General features: G+C 35.6%; 24 protein-coding genes, 2 pseudogenes and 1 other annotated feature (1 of these 27 cut by a window edge). Of the genes and pseudogenes, 17 read left to right on the plus strand and 9 right to left on the minus strand.

The window, feature by feature from the left end:
• Positions 1 to 75: 75 nt before the first annotated feature.
• The gene (locus NSS97_RS06160) at positions 76 to 930 is read left to right on the plus strand and encodes a CvfB family protein (protein WP_002011240.1); all 855 of its coding nucleotides are present in this window, start codon (positions 76 to 78) and stop codon (positions 928 to 930) included.
• 266 nt (positions 931 to 1,196) lie between these two features.
• Here NSS97_RS06160 and NSS97_RS06165 read toward each other — a convergent pair whose 3' ends face one another.
• Entirely contained in the window at positions 1,197 to 1,496 is a 300-nt protein-coding gene (locus NSS97_RS06165) for a hypothetical protein (protein ID WP_107887025.1), read from the minus strand.
• A gap of 631 nt (positions 1,497 to 2,127) precedes the next feature.
• Here NSS97_RS06165 and NSS97_RS06170 point away from each other — a divergent pair.
• From NSS97_RS06170 to NSS97_RS06190, 5 genes and pseudogenes are all read left to right on the plus strand, one after another.
• Entirely contained in the window at positions 2,128 to 3,036 is a 909-nt protein-coding gene (locus NSS97_RS06170; RefSeq protein ID WP_107887024.1) for an acyl-ACP desaturase, read from the plus strand.
• Positions 3,037 to 3,231: 195 nt separating this feature from the next.
• On the plus strand, positions 3,232 to 3,693 hold the full coding sequence (locus NSS97_RS06175; RefSeq protein ID WP_002166152.1) for a CarD family transcriptional regulator: 462 nt from the start codon (positions 3,232 to 3,234) through the stop codon (positions 3,691 to 3,693).
• A 545-nt stretch (positions 3,694 to 4,238) separates the two neighbouring features.
• Positions 4,239 to 4,385, plus strand: coding sequence for a BC1881 family protein (locus tag NSS97_RS06180; RefSeq protein ID WP_002011296.1), 147 nt, complete (start codon positions 4,239 to 4,241; stop codon positions 4,383 to 4,385).
• Positions 4,386 to 4,682: 297 nt separating this feature from the next.
• Positions 4,683 to 4,915 (plus strand): annotated as a pseudogene (locus NSS97_RS06185) (hypothetical protein).
• Positions 4,916 to 5,154: 239 nt separating this feature from the next.
• A pseudogene (locus NSS97_RS06190) lies at positions 5,155 to 5,387 on the plus strand (YuzF family protein).
• A gap of 67 nt (positions 5,388 to 5,454) precedes the next feature.
• Here NSS97_RS06190 and NSS97_RS06195 read toward each other — a convergent pair.
• Positions 5,455 to 5,730 (minus strand): hypothetical protein, encoded by a 276-nt coding sequence (locus NSS97_RS06195; protein WP_002166150.1) that lies wholly within the window; start codon positions 5,728 to 5,730, stop codon positions 5,455 to 5,457.
• Between the two features lie 276 nt (positions 5,731 to 6,006).
• Between NSS97_RS06195 and NSS97_RS06200 the strand changes: the two genes are divergently transcribed.
• Positions 6,007 to 6,270 carry a hypothetical protein gene (locus NSS97_RS06200; protein WP_044437763.1) on the plus strand — a complete coding sequence of 88 codons (264 nt, stop codon included), beginning with the start codon at positions 6,007 to 6,009 and terminating at the stop codon, positions 6,268 to 6,270.
• Between the two features lie 135 nt (positions 6,271 to 6,405).
• Here the strand turns inward: NSS97_RS06200 and prsA are convergent, their stop codons facing one another.
• Positions 6,406 to 7,263, minus strand: a complete 858-nt coding sequence (prsA, locus tag NSS97_RS06205; RefSeq protein ID WP_002011303.1) for a peptidylprolyl isomerase PrsA — start codon at positions 7,261 to 7,263, stop codon at positions 6,406 to 6,408.
• 130 nt (positions 7,264 to 7,393) lie between these two features.
• Positions 7,394 to 7,525 (minus strand): DUF3941 domain-containing protein, encoded by a 132-nt coding sequence (locus tag NSS97_RS06210; protein WP_001120851.1) that lies wholly within the window; start codon positions 7,523 to 7,525, stop codon positions 7,394 to 7,396.
• Between the two features lie 100 nt (positions 7,526 to 7,625).
• On the opposite strand from NSS97_RS06210, the gene NSS97_RS06215 reads away from it, so the two are divergent.
• Positions 7,626 to 8,483 carry a YitT family protein gene (locus NSS97_RS06215; protein WP_002125914.1) on the plus strand — a complete coding sequence of 286 codons (858 nt, stop codon included), beginning with the start codon at positions 7,626 to 7,628 and terminating at the stop codon, positions 8,481 to 8,483.
• A 26-nt stretch (positions 8,484 to 8,509) separates the two neighbouring features.
• Here the strand turns inward: NSS97_RS06215 and NSS97_RS06220 are convergent, their stop codons facing one another.
• The 3 genes from NSS97_RS06220 to NSS97_RS06230 form a co-directional block, all read right to left on the minus strand.
• The gene (locus NSS97_RS06220; protein ID WP_002011309.1) at positions 8,510 to 8,707 is read right to left on the minus strand and encodes a DUF3813 domain-containing protein; all 198 of its coding nucleotides are present in this window, start codon (positions 8,705 to 8,707) and stop codon (positions 8,510 to 8,512) included.
• Positions 8,708 to 8,848: a hypothetical protein gene (locus NSS97_RS06225; protein ID WP_000516816.1), complete on the minus strand. Its 141-nt coding sequence runs from the start codon at positions 8,846 to 8,848 to the stop codon at positions 8,708 to 8,710.
• A 105-nt stretch (positions 8,849 to 8,953) separates the two neighbouring features.
• On the minus strand, positions 8,954 to 9,763 hold the full coding sequence (locus NSS97_RS06230) for a Cof-type HAD-IIB family hydrolase (RefSeq protein WP_002201383.1): 810 nt from the start codon (positions 9,761 to 9,763) through the stop codon (positions 8,954 to 8,956).
• Between the two features lie 490 nt (positions 9,764 to 10,253).
• Between NSS97_RS06230 and NSS97_RS06235 the strand changes: the two genes are divergently transcribed.
• On the plus strand, positions 10,254 to 10,433 hold the full coding sequence (locus NSS97_RS06235; protein ID WP_002086997.1) for a YjzC family protein: 180 nt from the start codon (positions 10,254 to 10,256) through the stop codon (positions 10,431 to 10,433).
• A 172-nt stretch (positions 10,434 to 10,605) separates the two neighbouring features.
• Complete coding sequence (clpB, locus tag NSS97_RS06240) at positions 10,606 to 13,206, plus strand: ATP-dependent chaperone ClpB (protein ID WP_107887023.1); 2,601 nt, start codon at positions 10,606 to 10,608, stop codon at positions 13,204 to 13,206.
• Between the two features lie 31 nt (positions 13,207 to 13,237).
• Here the strand turns inward: clpB and NSS97_RS06245 are convergent, their stop codons facing one another.
• A complete protein-coding gene (locus NSS97_RS06245) occupies positions 13,238 to 13,420 on the minus strand; it encodes a YjzD family protein (protein ID WP_001211111.1) in 183 nt (60 codons plus the stop codon).
• Positions 13,421 to 13,576: 156 nt separating this feature from the next.
• Between NSS97_RS06245 and NSS97_RS06250 the strand changes: the two genes are divergently transcribed.
• From NSS97_RS06250 to NSS97_RS06280, 7 genes are all read left to right on the plus strand, one after another.
• The gene (locus NSS97_RS06250; RefSeq protein WP_044437771.1) at positions 13,577 to 14,311 is read left to right on the plus strand and encodes a hydrolase; all 735 of its coding nucleotides are present in this window, start codon (positions 13,577 to 13,579) and stop codon (positions 14,309 to 14,311) included.
• 29 nt (positions 14,312 to 14,340) lie between these two features.
• Positions 14,341 to 15,213, plus strand: a complete 873-nt coding sequence (locus NSS97_RS06255; RefSeq protein WP_107887022.1) for an NAD-dependent epimerase/dehydratase family protein — start codon at positions 14,341 to 14,343, stop codon at positions 15,211 to 15,213.
• A 64-nt stretch (positions 15,214 to 15,277) separates the two neighbouring features.
• Positions 15,278 to 15,454 carry a ComZ family protein gene (locus NSS97_RS06260; protein WP_002011319.1) on the plus strand — a complete coding sequence of 59 codons (177 nt, stop codon included), beginning with the start codon at positions 15,278 to 15,280 and terminating at the stop codon, positions 15,452 to 15,454.
• Between the two features lie 430 nt (positions 15,455 to 15,884).
• Entirely contained in the window at positions 15,885 to 16,817 is a 933-nt protein-coding gene (fabH, locus tag NSS97_RS06265) for a beta-ketoacyl-ACP synthase III (protein ID WP_001100550.1), read from the plus strand.
• Positions 16,818 to 16,848: 31 nt separating this feature from the next.
• Positions 16,849 to 18,087: a beta-ketoacyl-ACP synthase II gene (gene fabF, locus NSS97_RS06270; protein WP_002030364.1), complete on the plus strand. Its 1,239-nt coding sequence runs from the start codon at positions 16,849 to 16,851 to the stop codon at positions 18,085 to 18,087.
• 115 nt (positions 18,088 to 18,202) lie between these two features.
• Positions 18,203 to 18,994, plus strand: coding sequence for a DUF2268 domain-containing protein (locus NSS97_RS06275; protein ID WP_002064238.1), 792 nt, complete (start codon positions 18,203 to 18,205; stop codon positions 18,992 to 18,994).
• 141 nt (positions 18,995 to 19,135) lie between these two features.
• The gene (locus NSS97_RS06280) at positions 19,136 to 19,882 is read left to right on the plus strand and encodes a YjbA family protein (protein WP_002030367.1); all 747 of its coding nucleotides are present in this window, start codon (positions 19,136 to 19,138) and stop codon (positions 19,880 to 19,882) included.
• A gap of 264 nt (positions 19,883 to 20,146) precedes the next feature.
• On the opposite strand, the gene trpS is transcribed toward NSS97_RS06280, so the two are convergent.
• Positions 20,147 to 21,136: a tryptophan--tRNA ligase gene (gene trpS, locus NSS97_RS06285; RefSeq protein ID WP_002011330.1), complete on the minus strand. Its 990-nt coding sequence runs from the start codon at positions 21,134 to 21,136 to the stop codon at positions 20,147 to 20,149.
• Positions 21,137 to 21,210: 74 nt separating this feature from the next.
• Positions 21,211 to 21,266: a binding site (T-box leader), on the minus strand; it runs 162 nt beyond the window's last position.

The following is a 21,266-nucleotide window of genomic DNA, read 5'->3' on the forward strand; positions in this document are numbered from 1 at the left end:
AATCGTGTTATAATTAACTTTTGTTTGGAATGATAAAAAAGATAATTTTATATATATAGAAGGGAATTAAAAAATATGTATTTGCAATTAGGATCGATTGAACAGGTAACTGTTTTACGCGAAACGGAAATCGGATATATGGTTGGAAACGAAGAGGAAGAAATCTTCCTACATAAAAACGAATTAGCTGGAGAAATTGCAGAAGGCGATACGATTGATGTATTCTTATACCTTGATCACCAAAATCGTATTTCAGCAACAATGAAGGAACCAATTATTACAACACATGATTGGAATTGGGTAAAGGTTGTAGAAGTTATTCCTAGTTTAGGTGTGTTTGTTGATATTGGTGTATCAAAAGATATACTAATTCCACTTGATGAGTTTCCAATTTATATGCCAGTATGGCCTCAGGAAGGCGACGAATTATATTGTACGTTAAAATTAACGAATCGTGATCGTTTAATTGCTCTTCCGGCAAGAGATAGTGATATGCAAGAAATTATCGTAGATGCAACGCCATCTATGCGTAATAAAAACGTAAATGGACGTGTGTATCGCTCACTTCAAGTTGGTTCATTCATACTAACTGACGAGCATTTCCGTGCTTTCTTACACCATACAGAAAGAAAAGAACAAGTCCGCATCGGTGAGCGCGTAACAGGTCGTATTATTGACGTGAAAGACGACGGTACAATTAACATTTCACTTCTTCCTCGTAAAGAAGAAGGAATGGAAGATGATGCAGCAGTACTTTATGCATATATGGAAGAACGAGGCGGAGCAATGCCGTTTTGGGATAAGAGCAACCCAGAAGACATTAAAGAACGTTTCAATATGAGTAAGGCTGCATTTAAGCGTGCACTTGGTAAACTGATGAAAGAAGAAAAGATTTACCAAGAAGAAGGCTGGACTTACTTTAAGAAATAAGATAAATGAAAAAGAACTATTTTTTCTCTTAATTTTTAAGAGAAGAGATAATTCTTTTTTTTATTATAAAGTACATAAAAAGTAAATAAGGTGTAATAAAATTCGCAAAATCTGAAGATATACAAACGACTAGAATACGTTATGGTTTTTATTATAACAAGAAAGAAGAGTATTTCGAATAAAAAGAATATTAAAATGAGTTTTTGGGCTTTTAGTTAACAAAGTTTCGAAAATACACACTTTATAAAGGTTTCCTTTAAATATGATTATTGTGTTTCGAGGGTTTCCTTATAAATCTTAGCTATATATTTTACAAAATCAATGATGGGATAGTGTATGAGCGAGCGGTGCTGCGTAAAACGAACTCCTGATTTTTCCATTTTTGAAATGATTTGTTCAATTCCCAACTCTTTTTGTTGTATCTTATTATAATTTTGATATACAATGTTTTTCCATTGATAGGAAGAACCATGAAAATAACTCTCTCCTTTTACCCTGTGATTAAATATTATTTCTATTTTTTCTCTACGTTGTCTTTCCTTCATATACGATTCCGTTGACTGCATGGTTATCGCCTCTTTCCTTTGTATTGTATACTGTTTCCGAAAATTCGGTCTAACTCATCATAGCCAATGTACAGTGATTTTGTTGGGGATTGTCGTTTAAGGCTATCTTATCAACTGTATATATTTTGCAATTTCTTAATCTAATATCTTATATCTAAATAAATTGTTAGTGTGTATAAAACGCCATTAATCTTTTAAGTTTTTGCTACCAATAACAAAATTAGAAAGTAGTGAAAACGGATGAAAGATAAATTGTTTATCAATCTTTATTATAAAACGATTCTTTATGGATATGCACCTTTTTATACTCACCAAGATTTACAATATGACGAGTATCTTCATCCATGAATGTTATCCTCTATTTGCTGAGGATAGTTTTTTTATTTAGGCTAAGCAACATATCGTATGCCTCAGAACCCTTTTTATAAAAAAGGACAATATATGTAACGGTTTCCCTTTTGATATGAAAAAAATCATATAGAAATAAAGCGTTCTTAAAGTGGTTTGTTAAAAATTTGTTGTATTTGACTTAAAAAAAGGAAAGTAATATTTATTTGTAGAAAATTTTTAAGGATACAAATGAATGTAAAAATAGAATGACTATCTACGATAAAAAAGGGGGCACTTATATATGCTAACAAATGATTTAGATTTCCGATTAGAACCACGTTTAAAAGAACTGTATGAACAACATAAAATAAGAGCGCGGAAGATAGACTGGGGTTATCATGAGTTTTTACCATGGGATAAGGGAATGGACTTTAAAAGAGTTCCTTGGGATGAAAGTCAAGTTACTCTTCCTTCTGGTGTAATTACGGCTATTGAGACAGCTTTATTAACAGAAGTGAATTTACCGTGGTTTACAACGTATTTATCGGCGACCTTTAAAGGATCCCTTTCTGTTATTACAGACTTTATTCATACTTGGACCTCAGAAGAGGATCAACATTCGAATTTATTGGAGACATATTTACTACTCACTCGAAGTGTGAACCCTAAACGAATACATGATTTAAGAAAGTCAGTCGTTGAGGGTGGATTTGAGCCTGATTTTCATACACCAATCGAAGCAATGACGTATACGACGCTACAAGAACTTGCAACGCTGGTGTTTTATAATAACGTAGCTAAGGTTTCAAGTAAGCATGATCCAGATCTTGCTACATTATTACGTCGTCTCGCCAAAGATGAGACTCTTCATTATGCGTTTTATCGAGACGTCATTCGAACACATTTGGAATTAGAACCTAATTATTGCTATCATATTGCCAATGTGATTAAGAATTTTAAAATGCCAGGTGCCGTCATGCCTGATTTTGAAAATAGAATGGCTGTGATTGCAAAAGAAGCGAATTATGGACCACTACAATATTTTGATCAAGTACTTGATGTAGTGGTTGATTATTGGGGGTTAAAAGACTTACGACCAATTGCGCCTTTAGCTGAAAAAGCAAGAATTGAGATTTTGGAATACCACACAAGATTGAAAAAAATACGGGATCGATTTGGTCGTTTTCAAGGGAAAACTGATCTACGTTAATGAGTAGAGATTTCTGAATATAAGTGGGGGAATCTGACACACTCCCTATTGTTTTTGGGGTGTTTTTTACTTGATTTAATTTTTGTCAAAAAAGTAGTTGACGATAAAAACAATTTTATGATATTATAAAATATTTGATAAAAAATCACATATATGTTAAACTTGAGAAGGTTACCATATATGGAGGTGGATTATATGTTTCAAATTGGCGATAACATTGTTTATCCAATGCACGGAGCAGGTATAATTGAAGCCATAGAAGAAAAAGAATTCTCAGGAAAAAAACAACAGTATTATGTTATAAAAATGTCGATCAGTAATATGCAAGTCATGATTCCTATGGGGAAAATATTAAGTTCGAGTATACGCCCAGTTACTGATATACTTGCATTAAAACACATTATACAAATTTTTCAGCATGGAGAATCAGATAAATTATTGCCGTGGAAACAAAGGTATAAAGTGAACACGGACAAAATAAAAACGGGTGAAATACAAGAAGGTGCTGAAGTTGTACGTGATTTAATGCGTATGAAGAAAGAAAAGGCACTTAATACAAGCGAAAAAAAAATGTTGGATAACGCACATGAATTTTTGATTAGTGAACTAGGATTAATTAAAGGAATCACTGAAAATCAAATAAAAAGTTTCTGTTAAGATTCATTATAGATAATGTATTACATCCCCCGAAAATATCCTGAATTTTTCGGGAATATGATGATTATTAAAAGTAAATCATTTCAAAGACATTCAACTTCTTTAACTCACTTTTAGAGTAGGAACCTCTTTTGTTATTACTTCAATCTAATCCATTTTTATTTTTAAATTTCTTTTACGAACGTTCGAAGTTTCATCAAATAACTCGATTAAATAGTCACTTGATTTTGCAATCCTGATTCACACTGGCACGGACAAGGAGCCGTAAGGGTGAAAGAGAGGTAGGGCTTTCATTGTTTTAGGTAATATACTATCTAAGTCATTATTTCTAGAAGAAAACACAATCAATCTCACCGCTATCTTTAAGAATTTCTTACATCTACTGAGACAGTGAATAGTAATTGTTTATCTTCTTTACGTAAAATTGATAAGCGAACTGGTAACACCATATGGTTAACTACAAAAAATGGTTTCCAGACCAGGAAACCACTTTTAATTTTATTTACATAACAATAGTAAATTAAGCAGTAAGAAGGAGTGCACACATGAAAAAAATGTTAACCAAAGAATTAAGTAAAGAATTAAAGAAGCGGGAAGGGGTCATTTCTATTACAGTTGAGCCTTATGAAAAAATCGAAGTTGGTGGAATTCGTGTAGATGGACCAGCTGTTATTCTAATTAATCAAGAATAGCTAAAAATAGTTGAATGCACGAAGAAAAGGATCAGCCTTTAAGAGAAGGGAGGATCCTTTTTGTTTGCTGCAGCTAATATGGGATACACATAATTTTCATCTGATGTGTTGGGGTTAATAGGAAGGAGAGGGTCGGGGATTATCAAAGTGGAAAGCTTAACATTGGTAGGATTTCTTTTCATGTTATATACATTAGTTGCTAAAAAACAAACTAATTATTTAAAACGATATATGGTTTCCTTTTTAAGGGCGAGATTTATTTGATAGTGAAATGGATAATGTAAAGGAGGAATTTAGATGGATGCAAGGAAAGAACGCATAAAATACGAAAAGATGTCAAAGAATTATGACCGTATTTATTCAGTTTCGTTTCTCCTATTAATTGTACTTGTTTGTAGTAGTGTGATTATCATAGGAGCTACAGGGGGAAATATGGAGTGTTTTTATTGTTAGCAATTTTACTTACCGCACGTATTACGAAAGAATCTCAAAAAAAGTATGAGCAGTATTCTAATAAAGCGCGTATTTAAAATGATACATATCTTGAAAGGAACAACCTGGATGTACATTCAAAATATCCCTATATCATCACCTATTAACTAGTAAAAGTAACCTTATATAAATAATTTTTTAGCAATTTAGGAATAGAAAACGCACCTTATTAAAATGTTAGTTTCGTTTTTTATAATGAATTATCCTTCTAGTATAGTTATAAGATTTATATCATATATTAAGAGAAAAAATGTAAGTTAGAAAGGAGTCCTATAGAATGAGCTTTTTAGAGGCAAATGACTTTAGTGAACAAAATATGGTAAGTGTACCTAATCCCTACGTATATTAGACATTACAATCGGTAATTGGTAAACATGTGGTTATTGAAGCTGTAAGAGGTAATGTAAGAGGAAAGTTAAAGAATGTGAACCGGATCATTTGCTCATTGAAGATAAGGTGCCGCATATTGTACGTATTCAACAAATTGTATGGATTATGCCAAAACAATGATCAAATTACATCTAATTTGATTTATAACAGATTGGCGTCATAGACGATCAAGTAAAAACACAGGGTTTTATCTCTGTGTTTCTTCAAATTTTCGTTTTTGAATATATGCTTGAGCATGAATGATTTCTTCCTGAAGTGCTTCTAATTCTTCCGTAGATCCTGATTCAATCCTCATATAAGTAGTAACTAAACTAATCATCATATCCATCTTCTCTACTATATTTTGAATGACCTGTTCAGATTGCTCTTTTTTAGGGTGTTGTATTGCTATTAATACATTTTCCATATAATTGTTCTTTCTTTGCTGGATATCATAAATAAACTGTTTTGTGTTTGAGTTCATTTGTTGTTCCTCCTTTTGGATATATTTTCATTCTATCATATTTGAATAGAAAATATTGGATTCCCCTAAATTCACACCTGTCTCGTATATCTCCACAAATATACAAACTAATTCCTTAACGTACAGGGAATAAATTGAAATACGTCAATTTAATGTCTAAATGTACAGTTTTCTTTTTTGGGTATGGTGCCCCTAATAGCTTCAGTTGAATTTTGTATGCTTTTGTTACAAGAGATTAAGAAAGAATAGATGAGATATTGAAACGGAGGTACGGAAGTGCAAGATAATGTACTAGAACAATTAATAAACCGTCTTTCCGTAGTATGCCCTGAAAAAGAACGTGAAATATTAGCGGTGGATTTAAATGATATATATGAGAGTAGTGAAAGATTCGAAAAATTGCTTGAAAATATTATGAAATCTCAGCAAAATAAAGACGACTTAATAGATATATTAATTGAAGTAGAGATAGAACTAGATCACATCAATTGGCATTATAAAAGTCTGAAGAAAAAGCTGAAAGTATTAATGAAAGAATAAAAGAAGTAGGCTGCTCAAGCAGCCTACTTCTTTATGTTGTTAATTTTTGTCGGTAAATCGATATATTCGAAAAACCGCCGATACAATCTCATTTACCATCATGCATACTGTTCAAAAAGTTTGCACCCTCGTTTTTTAGTTCTCTTTCCCAAAAAGATGAGAAAATGTATCTTTCAAGTCACTATCGTTTATTTTAATATCCGCCTTTTTTAATTCATCTTGTAATAATTTTTGACCGAAGGAAGGGTCGGCAAGACGTTCTTCTTCTAAGTCTTTACGTATAGAGTCTTTCACTTTATCGTAAGGTTGTAAATCTTTTTTATCAGTTAGTTTAATAATGTGATAGCCGTTTGGTGATTTTACGGGATTGCTAATTTGGCCGGGCTTTAATTTGTAGGCAGCTTTTTCAAATTCAGGTGTCATTTTGCCTGCCCCGAAGTATCCGAGGTCTCCGCCATTATCTTTTGATGCTAAATCTTGAGATTCTTGTTTTGCTAATTCTTCAAATGAAGTGCCGGTATCTAATTTCTTCTTTATCTCTTTCGCTTCATTTTCGTTACTTACTAAAATGTGACTAGCTTTAATTTCTGGTTTATAGTGGTCTTTCACATCTTTTTCTGTAACGCTTTGTTTAATCGCTTCATTCAATGCAAGTTTGAATTTAATTTGATTTTTGAAATCTTCTTCATCTTTTAAACGATTATTTTCTAGTGTTGCTTTGAATTGTTCTCCATATTGATCTTTTGCTTTTTCTACTTCTTTATCTACTGCATCATCAGATACTTTATATTTTTTAGTAATAACATCTTGTGCTACCATTTCGTATAGCGTGTCTTTTCCGTATCGATCTTTCAATTGTTTTTCGAAATCGCTCTTCGTAATGGTTGAGTTTGTTGTTGTAGCGATTGTGGCCGAGTCATTTTTTTGTCCGCAAGCAGATAGCATTAATATACTTATTAGTGCAGTGATAATGAATGTACTTTTTCCTTTCATGCTAACACCTCATCCGAATATGTTATCGCTATTGTAGAATATAGAAGTGAACATGAAGTGAATTTTTAATGTTTTTTTCCTGTAAAATGTAAAAAAAGTACATCAACATTAACGTTGATGTACGATGTAATCAAAGGTGATCGGTTTTCTTAGAATATGCACGTTTTCCTTGCTGAATATTTTTTTGCTCTTGTTCATTTTTTTGAGTGCGCTTTGCATTATTGTCGCGTGCTTTTTTGTCGTTATCGCTAGTATGTGGCATATGTATCAACTCCATTTCTAAACGTTGTATGTTTATCATTTCCTTTTTCGTAAAGACTATGTATAGCGGTGCATTCATGAATACTAAAGGTGGATTAGAAATGGATTTGAAGCTGAATTATACTGAACTTATTAAGAAGTTAGTCGTTGTAATTATTGCGGGTTTATTAAATGCGATTGGGATGAATTTATTTTTAACACCAGCGAAAGTGTATGCGAGTGGTTTTGCTGGATTGTCTCAATTATTGTCACAAATATTAGGTGACTTTTTATCTATTCATATATCTACGGGGGTATTGTTTAGTTTGTTTAATATTCCTGTCGTTATTTTAGCGTGGAAAAAGGTTGGGAAGGCCTTTACATTTTTTAGTTTTCTTTGTGTTGTATTTATGACTTTGTTTTTAGAAATTATCCCAGTTAGAGCGGTTTCGCACGATATTATATTGAATGCGATTTTTGGTGGTATTATTTCAGCGATTGGGGTAGGGGTTGCTTTAAAGTGGGGGGCTTCTACAGGTGGTCTAGATATTATTGCCATGATTTTATCAAAAATAAAAGATAAGCCTGTCGGCACGTATTTTTTCTTCTTTAATGCACTTATCATTATCGCTGCTGGCTACGTGTATGGATGGGAAAAGGCATTATATACTTTAGTCACTTTGTATGTATCAACGAGAATTATTGATGCGATTCATACCCGTCATGTGAAGATTACGGCATTAATTGTTACAAAGAACGGGGCAGATGTGCGAAAAGCGATTCACTCTCGCTTAGTGAGGGGGATTACAACTATACCAGCAACAGGTGCTTATACAAATGAAAATAAAGAAATGTTAATGATTGTTATTACTCGTTACGAGTTGTACGAATTAGAGAGGGTTATTAAACAAGTGGACCCAGGTGCATTTACAAATATACTGCAAACGGTCGGTGTGTTTGGATTGTTTAGAAAAGATTAAAGAGGACCAAAGCTGGTCCTCTTTTTTTAATGTGAATTCGTAATGTTTTGCAATTGCTCCTGCATTTCACGTAGCTGAACTTTTTCAGCAGTTGAAGAGTTTGCATAAGCAGAGTGCAAAGAGTTTTTTGCTCTATAAACGAGTTCCTGTTGTTCAGCGCCACTTGAACAAGAAACGGCACTTGAAACAGCGTCTCTAGCTTGTTGGAATAGTAAGTTCCCCATTTAAACCCCTCCAAATGAAGAGTTACTTCTCGCTTTTTCTGCCTCAGCTAATGTACCTCTGTACGGGAATCTTGCATCATGCTTCATAACAGCATCGGCTCCTTGCTGGATAAAACGCTTTGATTTGTTCTTTTTACCCATTCGAAAAACCCCCTTTATTTAGCTGAAAACAATTGACGCGCTTTCTCTTGCGTCTAATAATAGTATGAGCGTTTGGCGAGAAACTATAAGCAGGGAATTTTTAGATTACAATCCAAGAACCTCTTCTAAATATAGAGCGATACCATCTTCTTCATTCGTTAATGTCGTATGATTTGCGAGTGATTTTAATTCAGGAATCGCATTACCCATTGCGATTCCATGACCAGCAAATTCGATCATTTCAAAGTCGTTATCCTCATCACCAAAAGCGATAATTCGCTCTTTAGGAATATTATAATGGCCTGAAATTTTTTGTAATCCGACAGCTTTATTTAATCCGCTTTTTACAATTTCAATAATTGGCCAAGGCGCACCCCATTTTCTATGGTCGATGACTTCAGCATGCATATCTGTTAAATGTTGGCGAATTGCAGCAGAATGCTCGTCATGTGCATCGATTAATAAGCAAGTTGGATGGTCATTTAAAGTATTTAATAAATCTCCTGTGAAAATCTTTGGAGAACCGAATTCAAAAATATGTTTTTTATCTTCATCAATTTCACGGACATACACATCATCGATGACTTCAGCATAGACATTTTTCACGCCGAAATCAAAGCAAGCTCGGACGATTTCTTGCGCTGTTGAAAGTTCAAGAGGAGAGTGATGTGTTCCCCAACTTGAATCAAGAGGGTGATGAACGTAAGCTCCATTAAAGTTTACGATTGGTGTGTTAAGGCTAAGTTCTTTATAATAATCGTAACTAGCGCGGAATGGACGTCCTGTTGAAATAACGACAATATGTCCTTGTTCTTTTGCTTTTGCAATTGTGTTTTTCGTTCTTGGAGAAATTATTTTGTTGTCTGTTAATAAAGTTCCGTCTAAGTCTAATGCGATTAAATGTTGTTTATTCATAATTTCACCTCTTATAATAATTTTTTTGTTTCTATCTGTATTTCCGTTTTTAATATGCAGAAATAAGAGGTTAGACTGGGTGAAACTACTGTAAATGAAAGTTTCACTATATATCCATCTTACGTCGCGAAGCGCTGTGGTGTCTACTATTTCTCATTGGAAATTAGGAAAAGTCAACATATTTTTAGAAAGTTCAAACAATGTTTCTTTCATTATGTACAATTTGTGAAAAGGGTTACATTGTTTGAGCAATGCGACTTATAATGAACATGTAATCTTCTCGTATATGTTTGACTCTCCTTTGAAACTGGCCTAAAGTAGGTTGGTTTCTTTTTTTTCAACAAATATGCCAATAATTCCTGCTTAAGCTTGTGTAATTATATATATGTACATGGGTAAACGGTAGTACTTGTTTCCTAAACATGACAGAAAAGCTTTCTTTTAAAATGGATATACTAATGAGGCAAGACGTCATGGAAGGAGAATGGAAATGGGACAAAATCGCAGGTTTCGTTCAGGGCAAAAAGCGCCAAATGATGGCATTTACGTAGAAATTGGTGAAACGGGAAGTATGGTGAAAAATCCGCAAATGGTACAATTAACTGCCGGTGAAAAGTTTCCAGAGAACGCAAATCATAACCGTCAGTGGACATATAAAAGAAAACCGTAACAGAAGCCGCAATCGTTATTGCGGCTTTTTTGATTAGGAAAATGAATGTTACTTTTTTCTTTTTCCAATAATAAGTTTGAACTACATAAGCAAAATTATTGTATAAAAAAGTCAGTTGGCGTATAATCAAATCAAAGGTCAAAGAAAGTCAAACATTTGGAGGGCTGTAAAGATGGACTTAAATCAAATGACAACGAAAACACAGGAAGCGATTATGAGTGCTCAATCTTTAGCGGTATCTCATCATCATCAAGAAGTAGATACTGTTCATCTATTGCTTACGTTATTAGAGCAACAAGACGGATTAACGGTACGTATTTTTCAAAAAATGAATGTCGATATAGAAGCGTTAAAGCAAGGTGTAGAAAGTTTAATTAAGAAAAAGCCTTCTGTAACTGGAAGCGGGGCAGAGGCAGGGAAATTATATGTAACAGGTGCCTTGCAACAACTGCTTGTAAGAGCAGGAAAAGAAGCGGAGAAATTGCAAGATGACTACATTTCAATCGAACATGTATTACTTGCTTTTTCTGAAGAAAAAGGCGATATAAATCAATTATTCGCAAAATTTTATATTACGAAAGATAACTTATTACAGTCTTTAATGACAGTTCGGGGGAATCAAAGAGTGACTAGTCAAAATCCAGAAGCAACTTATGAAGCGTTAGAAAAATATGGCCGTGATTTAGTGGCTGAAGTAAGAGCGGGGAAAATTGATCCTGTAATTGGCAGAGATAGTGAAATTCGCCGCGTGATCCGCATTCTTTCACGCAAAACGAAAAATAACCCCGTTTTAATCGGAGAGCCAGGTGTTGGTAAAACAGCAATCGTTGAAGGATTAGCGCAGCGTATTGTGAAAAAAGATGTCCCAGAAGGATTAAAAGATAGAACAATTTTCGCTTTAGATATGAGTGCACTTGTGGCCGGAGCAAAATTCCGCGGTGAGTTTGAAGAACGTCTGCAAGCTGTATTAAATGAAATTAAAAAGAGTGAAGGTCGCATTTTATTATTCATTGATGAACTTCATACAATCGTCGGCGCTGGTAAAACAGAAGGAGCGATGGATGCGGGAAATATGTTAAAACCAATGCTAGCGCGTGGTGAACTGCATTGTATCGGGGCAACGACATTAGATGAATACCGTAAATATATTGAGAAAGATCCAGCGTTAGAAAGACGTTTCCAACAAGTGTTAGCAGAAGAGCCAACTGTTGAGGATACAATTTCCATTTTACGTGGTTTAAAAGAGCGTTTTGAAATTTATCACGGTGTAAATATTCATGACCGCGCGATTGTAGCGGCATCTGTTTTATCAGATCGATATATTTCGGATCGTTTCTTGCCCGATAAAGCAATTGATCTTGTTGATGAAGCCTGTGCAACAATTCGAACAGAAATTGATTCTATGCCAACAGAACTAGATGAAGTAACGCGCCGCATTATGCAGCTGGAAATTGAAGAAGCTGCTCTTGGGAAAGAAAAGGACTTAGGTAGTCAAGAGCGCCTAAAAACATTGCAACGTGAATTATCGGATTTAAAAGAAGTTGCAAGTAGTATGAGAGCGAAATGGGAGAAAGAAAAAGAAGACATTCATAAAGTGCGTGACTTACGTGAACATTTAGAGCGCTTGCGCCGTGAGTTAGAAGAAGCAGAAGGAAATTATGATTTAAATAAAGCAGCTGAGCTTCGCCACGGGAAAATTCCAGCTATCGAAAAAGAGTTAAAAGAAGCGGAAGAGATGGGTGCACATAATAAACAAGAGAATCGTTTATTACGCGAGGAAGTAAGTGAAGAAGAAATTGCAGACATTGTTTCAAGGTGGACTGGTATTCCTGTCGCAAAACTCGTTGAAGGTGAACGTGAGAAATTATTACGTCTTGAACAAATTTTATCAGAGCGTGTTATCGGTCAAGAGGAAGCGGTAAGCCTTGTATCAGACGCAGTACTTCGTGCTCGCGCTGGTATTAAAGATCCGAATCGTCCAATTGGTTCATTTATTTTCTTAGGCCCTACAGGTGTTGGTAAAACTGAGCTTGCAAAAACGTTAGCGCAAACATTATTTGACAGTGAAGAGCAAATGATTCGTATCGATATGTCTGAGTATATGGAGAAACACGCAGTGTCACGCTTAATTGGAGCGCCTCCTGGATATGTTGGATATGAAGAAGGTGGTCAATTAACAGAAGCAGTAAGACGTAAACCATATTCTGTTATTTTGTTAGATGAAATCGAAAAAGCACATCCAGAAGTATTCAACATTTTATTACAAATGTTAGACGATGGACGCATTACAGATTCACAAGGACGTACAGTAGACTTTAAAAATACGGTTATTATTATGACTTCAAATATTGGATCTGCTCACTTATTAGAAGGGCTAGAAGAAGATGGTTCTATTAAAGAAGATTCAAGAGAACTTGTAATGGGACAATTAAGAGGACATTTCCGACCAGAATTCTTAAACCGTGTCGATGAAATTATTTTATTCAAACCTCTGACAAGGAATGAAATTAAAGGTATTGTTGATAAGATTGTACAAGAATTACAAGGGCGTTTAGCAGATCGCCACATATCATTAGAATTGACGGAATCTGCAAAAGAATTTGTTGTAGAAGCTGGATTCGATCCGATGTACGGAGCTCGTCCTTTAAAACGATACGTACAGCGTCAAGTTGAGACGAAATTAGCGAGAGAATTAATTGCAGGAACGATTACGGACAATAGTCACGTAGTTGTTGATGTAGAAAATAACGAATTAGTCGTTCATGTAAAGTAAAAAAAGAGTTCGGATAAAATCCGGACTCTTTTTAGTGTTGTTCTACTGGCTCGTTTGGAATCGCAGCTGCAATCGCTAATACTAATACCGCAAGAACAACTGAGAAAATAGACGCTTGGTTAAAATCGTATGTACCGCCAGTCATAGAGCCGATTACATAGCTCATCATATGTACAAGTGCGAACGACCAAATTAATGCCCAAATGAAACGCATATTTTACACCTCTATTCGTTCAATCTGTCCTTATTGTAACACAATTGAAAAAAGAATATAGAAAAATATTTGTAGATTTTTCAACGCAAATTTGCATTCTGTTCATACATTATAAAAGAGTACTTTTATACGTTTAGAAAATAAGGCGGGAGAAAAATGAGTATTACGGAACGTTTTTTTTACTTAGAAAAAGAACCATGTGTAATTTATTTACCAGAAAAGCCAAATGGATTTTCTGTTATGCTCCTAGGGGATTATAACTATTTTATTGAGAATGGTACAAGTTTATGGACACAACATACAGGGAGAGCTTATTTTTTACAGGGTCTTATTGAAAAAGGCTATACGGTCTTTTCATCTAACTTATACGGAAGGCATTGGGGAAACGATCGAGCTGTTCGTCTTGCAAAACGTTTGTACGATGTCGTTTTAAGAAAAGAGACATTAAATACGAAAATGCACATTATGGCAGATGGTATGGGGGCGCTTGTAGCACTTGAGATGATGAACAAATACCCGGAATGTATACGTTCTGTCGTTATGTTAAATCCGTGTTTAGATTTACCAGAATATGTGGAGTTTGAGAAAGAGCATAAGTTTTTTTACAAAAGATTAGTGAAGGAATTAAGTTTGGCGTATGATTCCAAAGAAGAAGAATTAGAATCAAAAATAAATAAGAAATCATTTGCGCTTCTTCCGTCTTGTGTACCTGTTAAGATTTTCGTATCAACACAGGAAAAAAGAGGAAGAAAACAATTGTTACGTAAATACGAGAAAATGAGGCAATTCAATCAATGCGATACTTCTGTTTTATTCCATCTGCAAGATGTGAAATATAAAATGGTTAGACAAACAACTGATTTCTTTAAAAAATATGAAGAAGAATTGTGAAGCTCCCATATACATAAATGAGGAGCTATTTGTTTCAAGGGGAAAGGGTTGGTGGTATGAAACGCGTGCTGATTATAGGTGCACTTACGTTTGTAGGTTATCACCTTGTGAATAAAATGATTGCAGAAGAAGTAGAAGTATATGGTCTTGATTTTGATGAATTTGATAGTATGACAAAAATTAATGAAGAGAAATTATTGTTGATTGGACGGAATGCGTTATTTACGTACTATTCTATAAGGGATGAAGACGGATGGCGATCGGTTGAGGAAGAGAGTTTCGATACGGTTTATTTTTGCTTGTATGAGCCGAATCAGCAAAGTGGATTTCGGAATGAAAGGGTCATATTACAATATTTAAAACGAATCGTAAGGATGTGTGAAAAAAATAAAGTAAAGTTAAATCTAATTTCTTCTATTGAAATAGGAAGCACTGAAGAATCCGAAAACAAACATCTATTTTCGAAAGTGGAAGAAGGGTTGAAAAAAGGCGAATTACAATATAGTGCATATCGAGTTCCTACATTATATGGGCCGTGGCAACCGTCGTTTATGATGTATCATCAGCTTATTTTATCAGAACTTGATGAAAAAGAGTGCCGTTGTATAAATGGAGAAAAAGGAATCGATTTACTTTACGTTGAAGATGTATGTGAATATTTATGGGAAAATGGAATGAATGTAAAACACCTCGGTATATATAACTTACTTAGCGGAAAAGAAGCGTTATGGGAAAAAGGTATGACCTTGCTGCATGCAGATGATAAAGTAAATAAAAAAAATGTGGAAGTAAGAGATGAAGCTGTAGAGGTTATTTCTATTCAAAAAAATACACCAGTAGAATTCGGTTTAAATAAACAATTAGCACATATGAAAAAATATAAAGAGTTATACGAAGGGTAGCGCACGTGTTAAACTATTGTATGGATAATTGATTGAAAAGCTTTAATGGAGAGGAAGAGATTACATGAACGAAAAAAGTATGCAATTTTTACAAATCGCAATGAAGCATTTACCAGAAGCAAAGGCAATTTTAGATTCTAATGGAATTGCACTTGATATGGAGAAAGCACAGCCGGTGTTAGAGCTATTGATGAAAGTAATGGGCGAAGCATATGAGCTTGGGAAAGCAGATAAAGAATAAAAAAACCTTCTTTTTTGATGGAAGAGAGGCTCGAACCGTGGATAGAAGCGGTAAGGGCCTTTTTTTATTTCGAGCGAGGTAAGACCAGAGGGATGATGAGGCTAAAGTGGAAGGTTATGAGGAGAAGGTCTTAGTTTTGAAGGGAAAGCAGATAAAGAATAAAAAAAACCTTCTTTTTTGATGGAAGAGAGGCTCGAGCTGTGGATAGAAGCGGTAAGGGCTTTTTTTGTTGCGGGCGGAGTAAGGTCAAAAGTATTGGGAAGTTTATCTTTTGAAAGGATAGGGATTTTTCTGTTTCTTTTAATGAAAAATAAAGTTAGTAATACGCTGTCTTATTTTTTTAGCTGAAATATATCCTAGACAAAAGTACATTTATGTTTTAAAATTAGTACCAAGTCATAATAATTGATATAAAACGGAGGGCTGCGATGTGAACGTGGGCATTTTAGGGATCGGAAGATATGTGCCAGAAAAAGTAGTCACAAATCACGATTTAGAGAAAATCGTAGATACATCTGATGAATGGATTCGTACGAGAACGGGAATTGCAGAAAGACGCATTGCCGATGATACAATAGATACTTCATATATGGCGGTAGAGGCTTCTAAAAAAGCACTTGAAGATGCCGGGATTAGCGGAGAGGATATCGATCTTATTTTAGTGGCAACAGTAACGCCAGATCGCGCATTCCCAGCAGTAGCTTGTGTAATCCAAGAAGCAATTGGCGCAAAACACGCAGCCGCAATGGATTTAAGTGCAGCATGTGCTGGCTTTATGTACGGAATGATTACAGCGCAGCAATTTATTCAAACGGGAACTTATAAAAATGTATTAGTAGTTGGTAGTGACAAACTATCTAAAATTGTAGACTGGAACGATCGAAATACAGCAGTACTATTTGGAGACGGAGCAGGTGCTATCGTAATGGGAGCTGTTTCGGAAGGAAAAGGTGTACTTTCTTTTGAATTAGGAGCGGACGGAAGTGGCGGTAAGCATCTTTATCAAGACGAGTATGTTATGATGAACGGCAGAGAAGTCTTTAAATTTGCTGTTCGCCAACTTGGTGATTCCTGTCTTCGCGTGTTAGAAAAAGCGGGACTTACGAAAGAAGATGTGGACTTCTTAGTACCACATCAAGCGAATATTCGTATTATGGAATCTGCAAGAGAAAGATTAAATTTACCGAAAGAAAAAATGAGTATGACAATTGAAAAGTTCGGTAATACATCGGCTTCTTCAATTCCAATTGCAATGGTAGAGGAATTGCAAAATGGACGTATTCAAGATGGTGATTTAATTATACTAGTCGGTTTTGGCGGCGGGTTAACATGGGGAGCAGTAGCTCTTCGTTGGGGTAAATAAGGACTGAGAGAAAAAAAGGAGTGTATTTTGTATGGAAAAAAAGAGGGTCGTAATTACAGGGCTAGGAGCTGTTACACCGATCGGAACAGATGTTGAAACAGCTTGGGAAAACATTAAAAACGGTGTATCCGGAATCGGACGACTTACAAGAATAGATTCAGAACAAATTCCTGCAAAAGTAGCAGCAGAAATTAACGACTTTGAAGTCGAAAAATATATAGATAAAAAAGAAGCGCGCCGTATGGACCGCTTTACGCAATATGCAGTAGCAGCAGCGAAAATGGCAGTTGCAGATGCGAAGCTTGAAATTACAGAAGAAAATGCACCACGCATTGGTGTATGGGTTGGTTCTGGTATTGGTGGTATGGAAACATACGAAGAACAATTTAAGATTTTTACTGAAAAAGGTCCGCGCCGCGTGAGCCCATTCTTCGTACCAATGATGATTCCAGATATGGCAGCAGGTCAAGTGTCAATCGCTACAGGAGCGAAAGGAATTAATACTTGCTCTGTAACAGCTTGTGCATCTGGAGCAAACTCAATTGGTGATGCGTTTAAAGTAATCCAGCGCGGTGATGCTGATGCGATGATAACAGGCGGAGCAGAAGCGCCATTAACAAGTATGGCATTCGCTGGGTTTAGCTCAGCGAAAGCATTAACATTTAATGAAGATCCAGCAACAGCTTGCCGCCCATTCGATAAAAATCGTAGCGGTTTCGTAATGGGTGAAGGATCAGGAATTCTTATTCTTGAAGAATTAGAGCACGCATTAGCACGTGGTGCTCACATTTATGCGGAAATTGCTGGTTATGGTGCAACTGGTGATGCGTTCCATATTACAATGCCTGCTCCTGGCGGTGAAGGCGGAGTTCGTGCGATGCGTCAAGCTTTAGCTGATGCAGGTCTAGAGCCAAAAGATATTGATTACATTAATGCACATGGTACAAGTACAGATGCAAATGAAAAGTATGAAACGATGGCAATTAAAGAAACTTTCGGTGAGCATGCATATAAAGTAGCGATTAGCTCAACGAAATCAATGACAGGTCATTTATTAGGAGCAGCTGGTGCTGTTGAAGCGATCTTCTCAATTAAATCAATTACAGACGGAGTAATTCCTCCGACGATTAACTATGAAACACCAGATCCAGAATGTGATTTAGATTACGTACCAAATACAGCGAGGCATCAAGAAGTGCGGGCTGTATTAAGTAATTCATTAGGATTCGGTGGTCATAACGCAGTATTAGTATTTAAAGCATATAAATAATATGTACAATAAGGTGTCTTTTCGTAAAGTATTACGAAAAGACACCTTATTTATTTTTAATCACCTTTACGTTCCTTTCTTTTTTGCATATATATAAGAAAAGGAGGGATGAAGGTTGGGGGTTGTTGAAACGGCAGAATGGTTACATCTGTATTATGGACGTCCAGAGAAGCTTTGTGAGAAATTTACAAAGTATATTCCATTACCAAAAGAGAGACTGTATCGCTTTTTAATCTCTAAAGGTATGTATCGCCCAGTAATGCGGGGGGAGCAGGAAATTAAAGAGTTAGAGAAGAAAGAAATTTGGAAAGAACTTAGCATGGAGTATGAAAAATTGAAAAGTTGGCTAAAAGGTCCAGATGTCCCTATCTTTATTTTATTATCAGATTCATACAATCGAACTGTACAAGAGGAATATAACGGGAAGGCTGGCTTATCTATGCGTCACGTTATTTTCTTATTCGTATGTGGACGTAATTCAGTAGAGGAACTAAAAGCTTTATTAACGCATGAATACCATCATATATGTAGGTTACATCAAATTGAGACGAAAGAAACAGAGTATACATTACTTGATACGATGATTATGGAAGGGTTAGCTGAGCAAGCTGTGTATGAAAGGTATACAGAAAAAAGATGTGCACCGTGGACTACTTACATTTCAAAAGAAGATGCTATTTATTATTGGAGGAATTCAATACAAGAACGAATAGGCGTAAAGAGAGGTACGAGGGAGCATGATGTTTTATTAAATGGACTGCACTCGTATCCGAAAATGCTTGGCTATGCACTTGGATTTCATATTGTGAAAGATTGTGTAGCATTTGAAGGAGAAAATACACTTTCTTTATTATCTATAGATGCGAAAGAAATATTGAATAAAGCAAATACATTTCATGTTTCATGAAAAACAGGGGAGCTATCTCCTGTTTTTTTAATATTATAGAAGAAAAAATAATAATTAGAATATATTTCCTCAAGTGGAATAAAGTTAAGCAAAACTGAACATAATGATTGGTACAAACAGTAGTGAAGTGAGGGGTAGTGAATGTTATATCTACATGATGTATGGGTAAATTGGTTTGAAGGTGAAGAGAATGGGTATAACGTTTGTCATTTTTACGAATGGCGGAAAGATGATACGATTGAGCTATTAGATCAAGTGCCATTATTAAAAGTAGATGCCACATTATATCATTACATCGAGAACGAATTATTAGAGCTTCCGCAAAAATTATTGGAAGACGTATATCATAAGGCTTATATTCGTAAAAATCACGAACGTTTGCAACAAGAATATTGTTTTGTAGTTACAGATGGAAAAGGAATTATTGCGATTGATTCAATCGGCTATAATGTGCCAATTAGAAAAAGTAGGCTTATACCGCGTCAAGAACAGATGGTATATGAGATGGTAGAGAATGTGCAAGCAGAAAAGTATGAGTTCCAAGTGGAAGAGATTGAAAAAGAACATCATATTTTATCGCCGTCGCCTTTCATTATGAATGGCCTAACTCGTAAAGAAAGACAGTTAAAACAATTATTATTTATGGCATTAGATCAATTACATACAACGAAAAATCCAGCTGAAATTCGCTATTGGTTCACAGAGTGGGATCCATCAGCGTACGGAATGGTCCAACATATGGAGTTTGAAGATGTTTGGGCTAAACTTTATGATGAAGCGAAAACTGGATGGTCTGAGAAGCACGAGCAATTATGTGAGCGCCTTGTAAAAGGACAGCCGTTTTTTGAAAAGTTATGGGAAATGGAAAATGAGCAGAAGGTAAATTAAAAAAACCGCCAATTGGCGGTTTTTTTTATGGAGGTGACAAGAATGTTCGGTGGCTTCGCGCCTTCCTGCGAGGCAAAACCCGCCTCTACGTCAGGAGCTCCATCCCCCTCACATTCTGAACGAGCCGCTTCCGCTTTATAAGAAATCCAGCTCCGGCTCCTAGCCCTTCGCGTCTAAGAACCTTCCCCACGAGAAGGTAAAAAGCACCTTCTGTGGGAAAGAACCTTAGCCGTCAGGGCTAAGCAGTCGCCTCCGCTTTATAAGTTACCTACGCTTTCTACTCAATCCCATTGCGTTTTCTACTTTACGTAGTTGTTTGAATGCAACGTGGTTCGCTTTTTCGGCACCTTTGTCTAGAATTTCGTCTAGTTCTGGTGAGTTGATTAGTTCGTTATATTTGTCTTGGATTGGACGAATTGCTTCTACGACTACTTGTGCTAGGTCGCCTTTGAAGTCTCCGTATCCTTTTCCTTCGTACATTGCTTCTATTTCTTCAACTGTTTTTCCAGAGAATGAAGAGTAGATTGTTAATAAGTTAGAGATTCCAGGTTTGTTTTCTTTATCAAATTTCACGATACCTTCAGAATCAGTTACAGCACTTTTAATTTTCTTTTCAATTGTTTTTGGTTCATCAAGCATACTGATCATTGCTTTTGGATTCGGATCAGATTTACTCATTTTTTTCGTAGGTTCTGTTAATGACATAACGCGAGCTCCTACTTTTGGAATACGAATTTCAGGAACAGTGAACACTTCACGGAAGCGTTTGTTGAAACGCTCTGCTAGGTCGCGTGTTAATTCCATATGTTGTTTTTGATCATCACCAACAGGTACGATTTCAGTGTTGTAAAGTAAAATATCAGCAGCCATTAATGGTGGATACGTTAGTAATCCAGCTGGAACTGAATCTCTACCAGAAGATTTATCTTTATATTGCGTCATACGCTCTAATTCTCCAACGTAAGCAACTGATTGCATAATCCATCCTAGTTGAGCGTGTGCTGGTACTTCTGATTGTACAAATAAAGTAGCTTTTTCAGGATCGATGCCGCATGCTACATAAAGTGCAGCAAGACTGCGAATGTTTTTACGAAGTTGTACGGGATCTTGAGGTACTGTAATCGCATGTTGGTTTACAATACAGAAATAACAGTCGTGTTCATTTTGAAGCTCTGTAAATTGCTTCATAGCTCCTAAATAGTTTCCAAGTGTAATTGTTCCGCTTGGCTGAATACCAGAAAAGATAACTGACATAAGTAATTCCTCCTAAATTTGAATGCGTGATGGGGAAGAGAAGGCATACAAAAAAGCCCATTCATCCCAAATTACATAGGGACGAATGGACCGCGGTACCACCCTAATTATTTCACAGCTGTGAAATCTC

This window comes from Bacillus sp. FSL R12-0074, assembly GCF_038005725.1.
GTDB classification, from domain to species: domain Bacteria; phylum Bacillota; class Bacilli; order Bacillales; family Bacillaceae_G; genus Bacillus_A; species Bacillus_A mycoides.

Excerpts from the sequence above, each read along its gene's own strand:
- NSS97_RS06160 (WP_002011240.1), top strand. The coding sequence starts at position 76 with ATGTATTTGCAATTAGGATCGATTGAACAGGTAACTGTTTTACGCGAA.
- NSS97_RS06165 (WP_107887025.1), bottom strand. The coding sequence starts at position 1,496 with ATGCAGTCAACGGAATCGTATATGAAGGAAAGACAACGTAGAGAAAAA.
- NSS97_RS06170 (WP_107887024.1), top strand. The coding sequence starts at position 2,128 with ATGCTAACAAATGATTTAGATTTCCGATTAGAACCACGTTTAAAAGAA.
- NSS97_RS06175 (WP_002166152.1), top strand. The coding sequence starts at position 3,232 with ATGTTTCAAATTGGCGATAACATTGTTTATCCAATGCACGGAGCAGGT.
- NSS97_RS06180 (WP_002011296.1), top strand. The coding sequence starts at position 4,239 with ATGAAAAAAATGTTAACCAAAGAATTAAGTAAAGAATTAAAGAAGCGG.
- NSS97_RS06195 (WP_002166150.1), bottom strand. The coding sequence starts at position 5,730 with ATGAACTCAAACACAAAACAGTTTATTTATGATATCCAGCAAAGAAAG.
- prsA (WP_002011303.1), bottom strand. The coding sequence starts at position 7,263 with ATGAAAGGAAAAAGTACATTCATTATCACTGCACTAATAAGTATATTA.
- NSS97_RS06210 (WP_001120851.1), bottom strand. The coding sequence starts at position 7,525 with ATGCCACATACTAGCGATAACGACAAAAAAGCACGCGACAATAATGCA.
- NSS97_RS06215 (WP_002125914.1), top strand. The coding sequence starts at position 7,626 with ATGGATTTGAAGCTGAATTATACTGAACTTATTAAGAAGTTAGTCGTT.
- NSS97_RS06220 (WP_002011309.1), bottom strand. The coding sequence starts at position 8,707 with ATGGGGAACTTACTATTCCAACAAGCTAGAGACGCTGTTTCAAGTGCC.
- NSS97_RS06225 (WP_000516816.1), bottom strand. The coding sequence starts at position 8,848 with ATGGGTAAAAAGAACAAATCAAAGCGTTTTATCCAGCAAGGAGCCGAT.
- NSS97_RS06230 (WP_002201383.1), bottom strand. The coding sequence starts at position 9,763 with ATGAATAAACAACATTTAATCGCATTAGACTTAGACGGAACTTTATTA.
- NSS97_RS06235 (WP_002086997.1), top strand. The coding sequence starts at position 10,254 with ATGGGACAAAATCGCAGGTTTCGTTCAGGGCAAAAAGCGCCAAATGAT.
- clpB (WP_107887023.1), top strand. The coding sequence starts at position 10,606 with ATGGACTTAAATCAAATGACAACGAAAACACAGGAAGCGATTATGAGT.
- NSS97_RS06245 (WP_001211111.1), bottom strand. The coding sequence starts at position 13,420 with ATGCGTTTCATTTGGGCATTAATTTGGTCGTTCGCACTTGTACATATG.
- NSS97_RS06250 (WP_044437771.1), top strand. The coding sequence starts at position 13,577 with ATGAGTATTACGGAACGTTTTTTTTACTTAGAAAAAGAACCATGTGTA.
- NSS97_RS06260 (WP_002011319.1), top strand. The coding sequence starts at position 15,278 with ATGAACGAAAAAAGTATGCAATTTTTACAAATCGCAATGAAGCATTTA.
- fabF (WP_002030364.1), top strand. The coding sequence starts at position 16,849 with ATGGAAAAAAAGAGGGTCGTAATTACAGGGCTAGGAGCTGTTACACCG.
- NSS97_RS06280 (WP_002030367.1), top strand. The coding sequence starts at position 19,136 with ATGTTATATCTACATGATGTATGGGTAAATTGGTTTGAAGGTGAAGAG.
- trpS (WP_002011330.1), bottom strand. The coding sequence starts at position 21,136 with ATGTCAGTTATCTTTTCTGGTATTCAGCCAAGCGGAACAATTACACTT.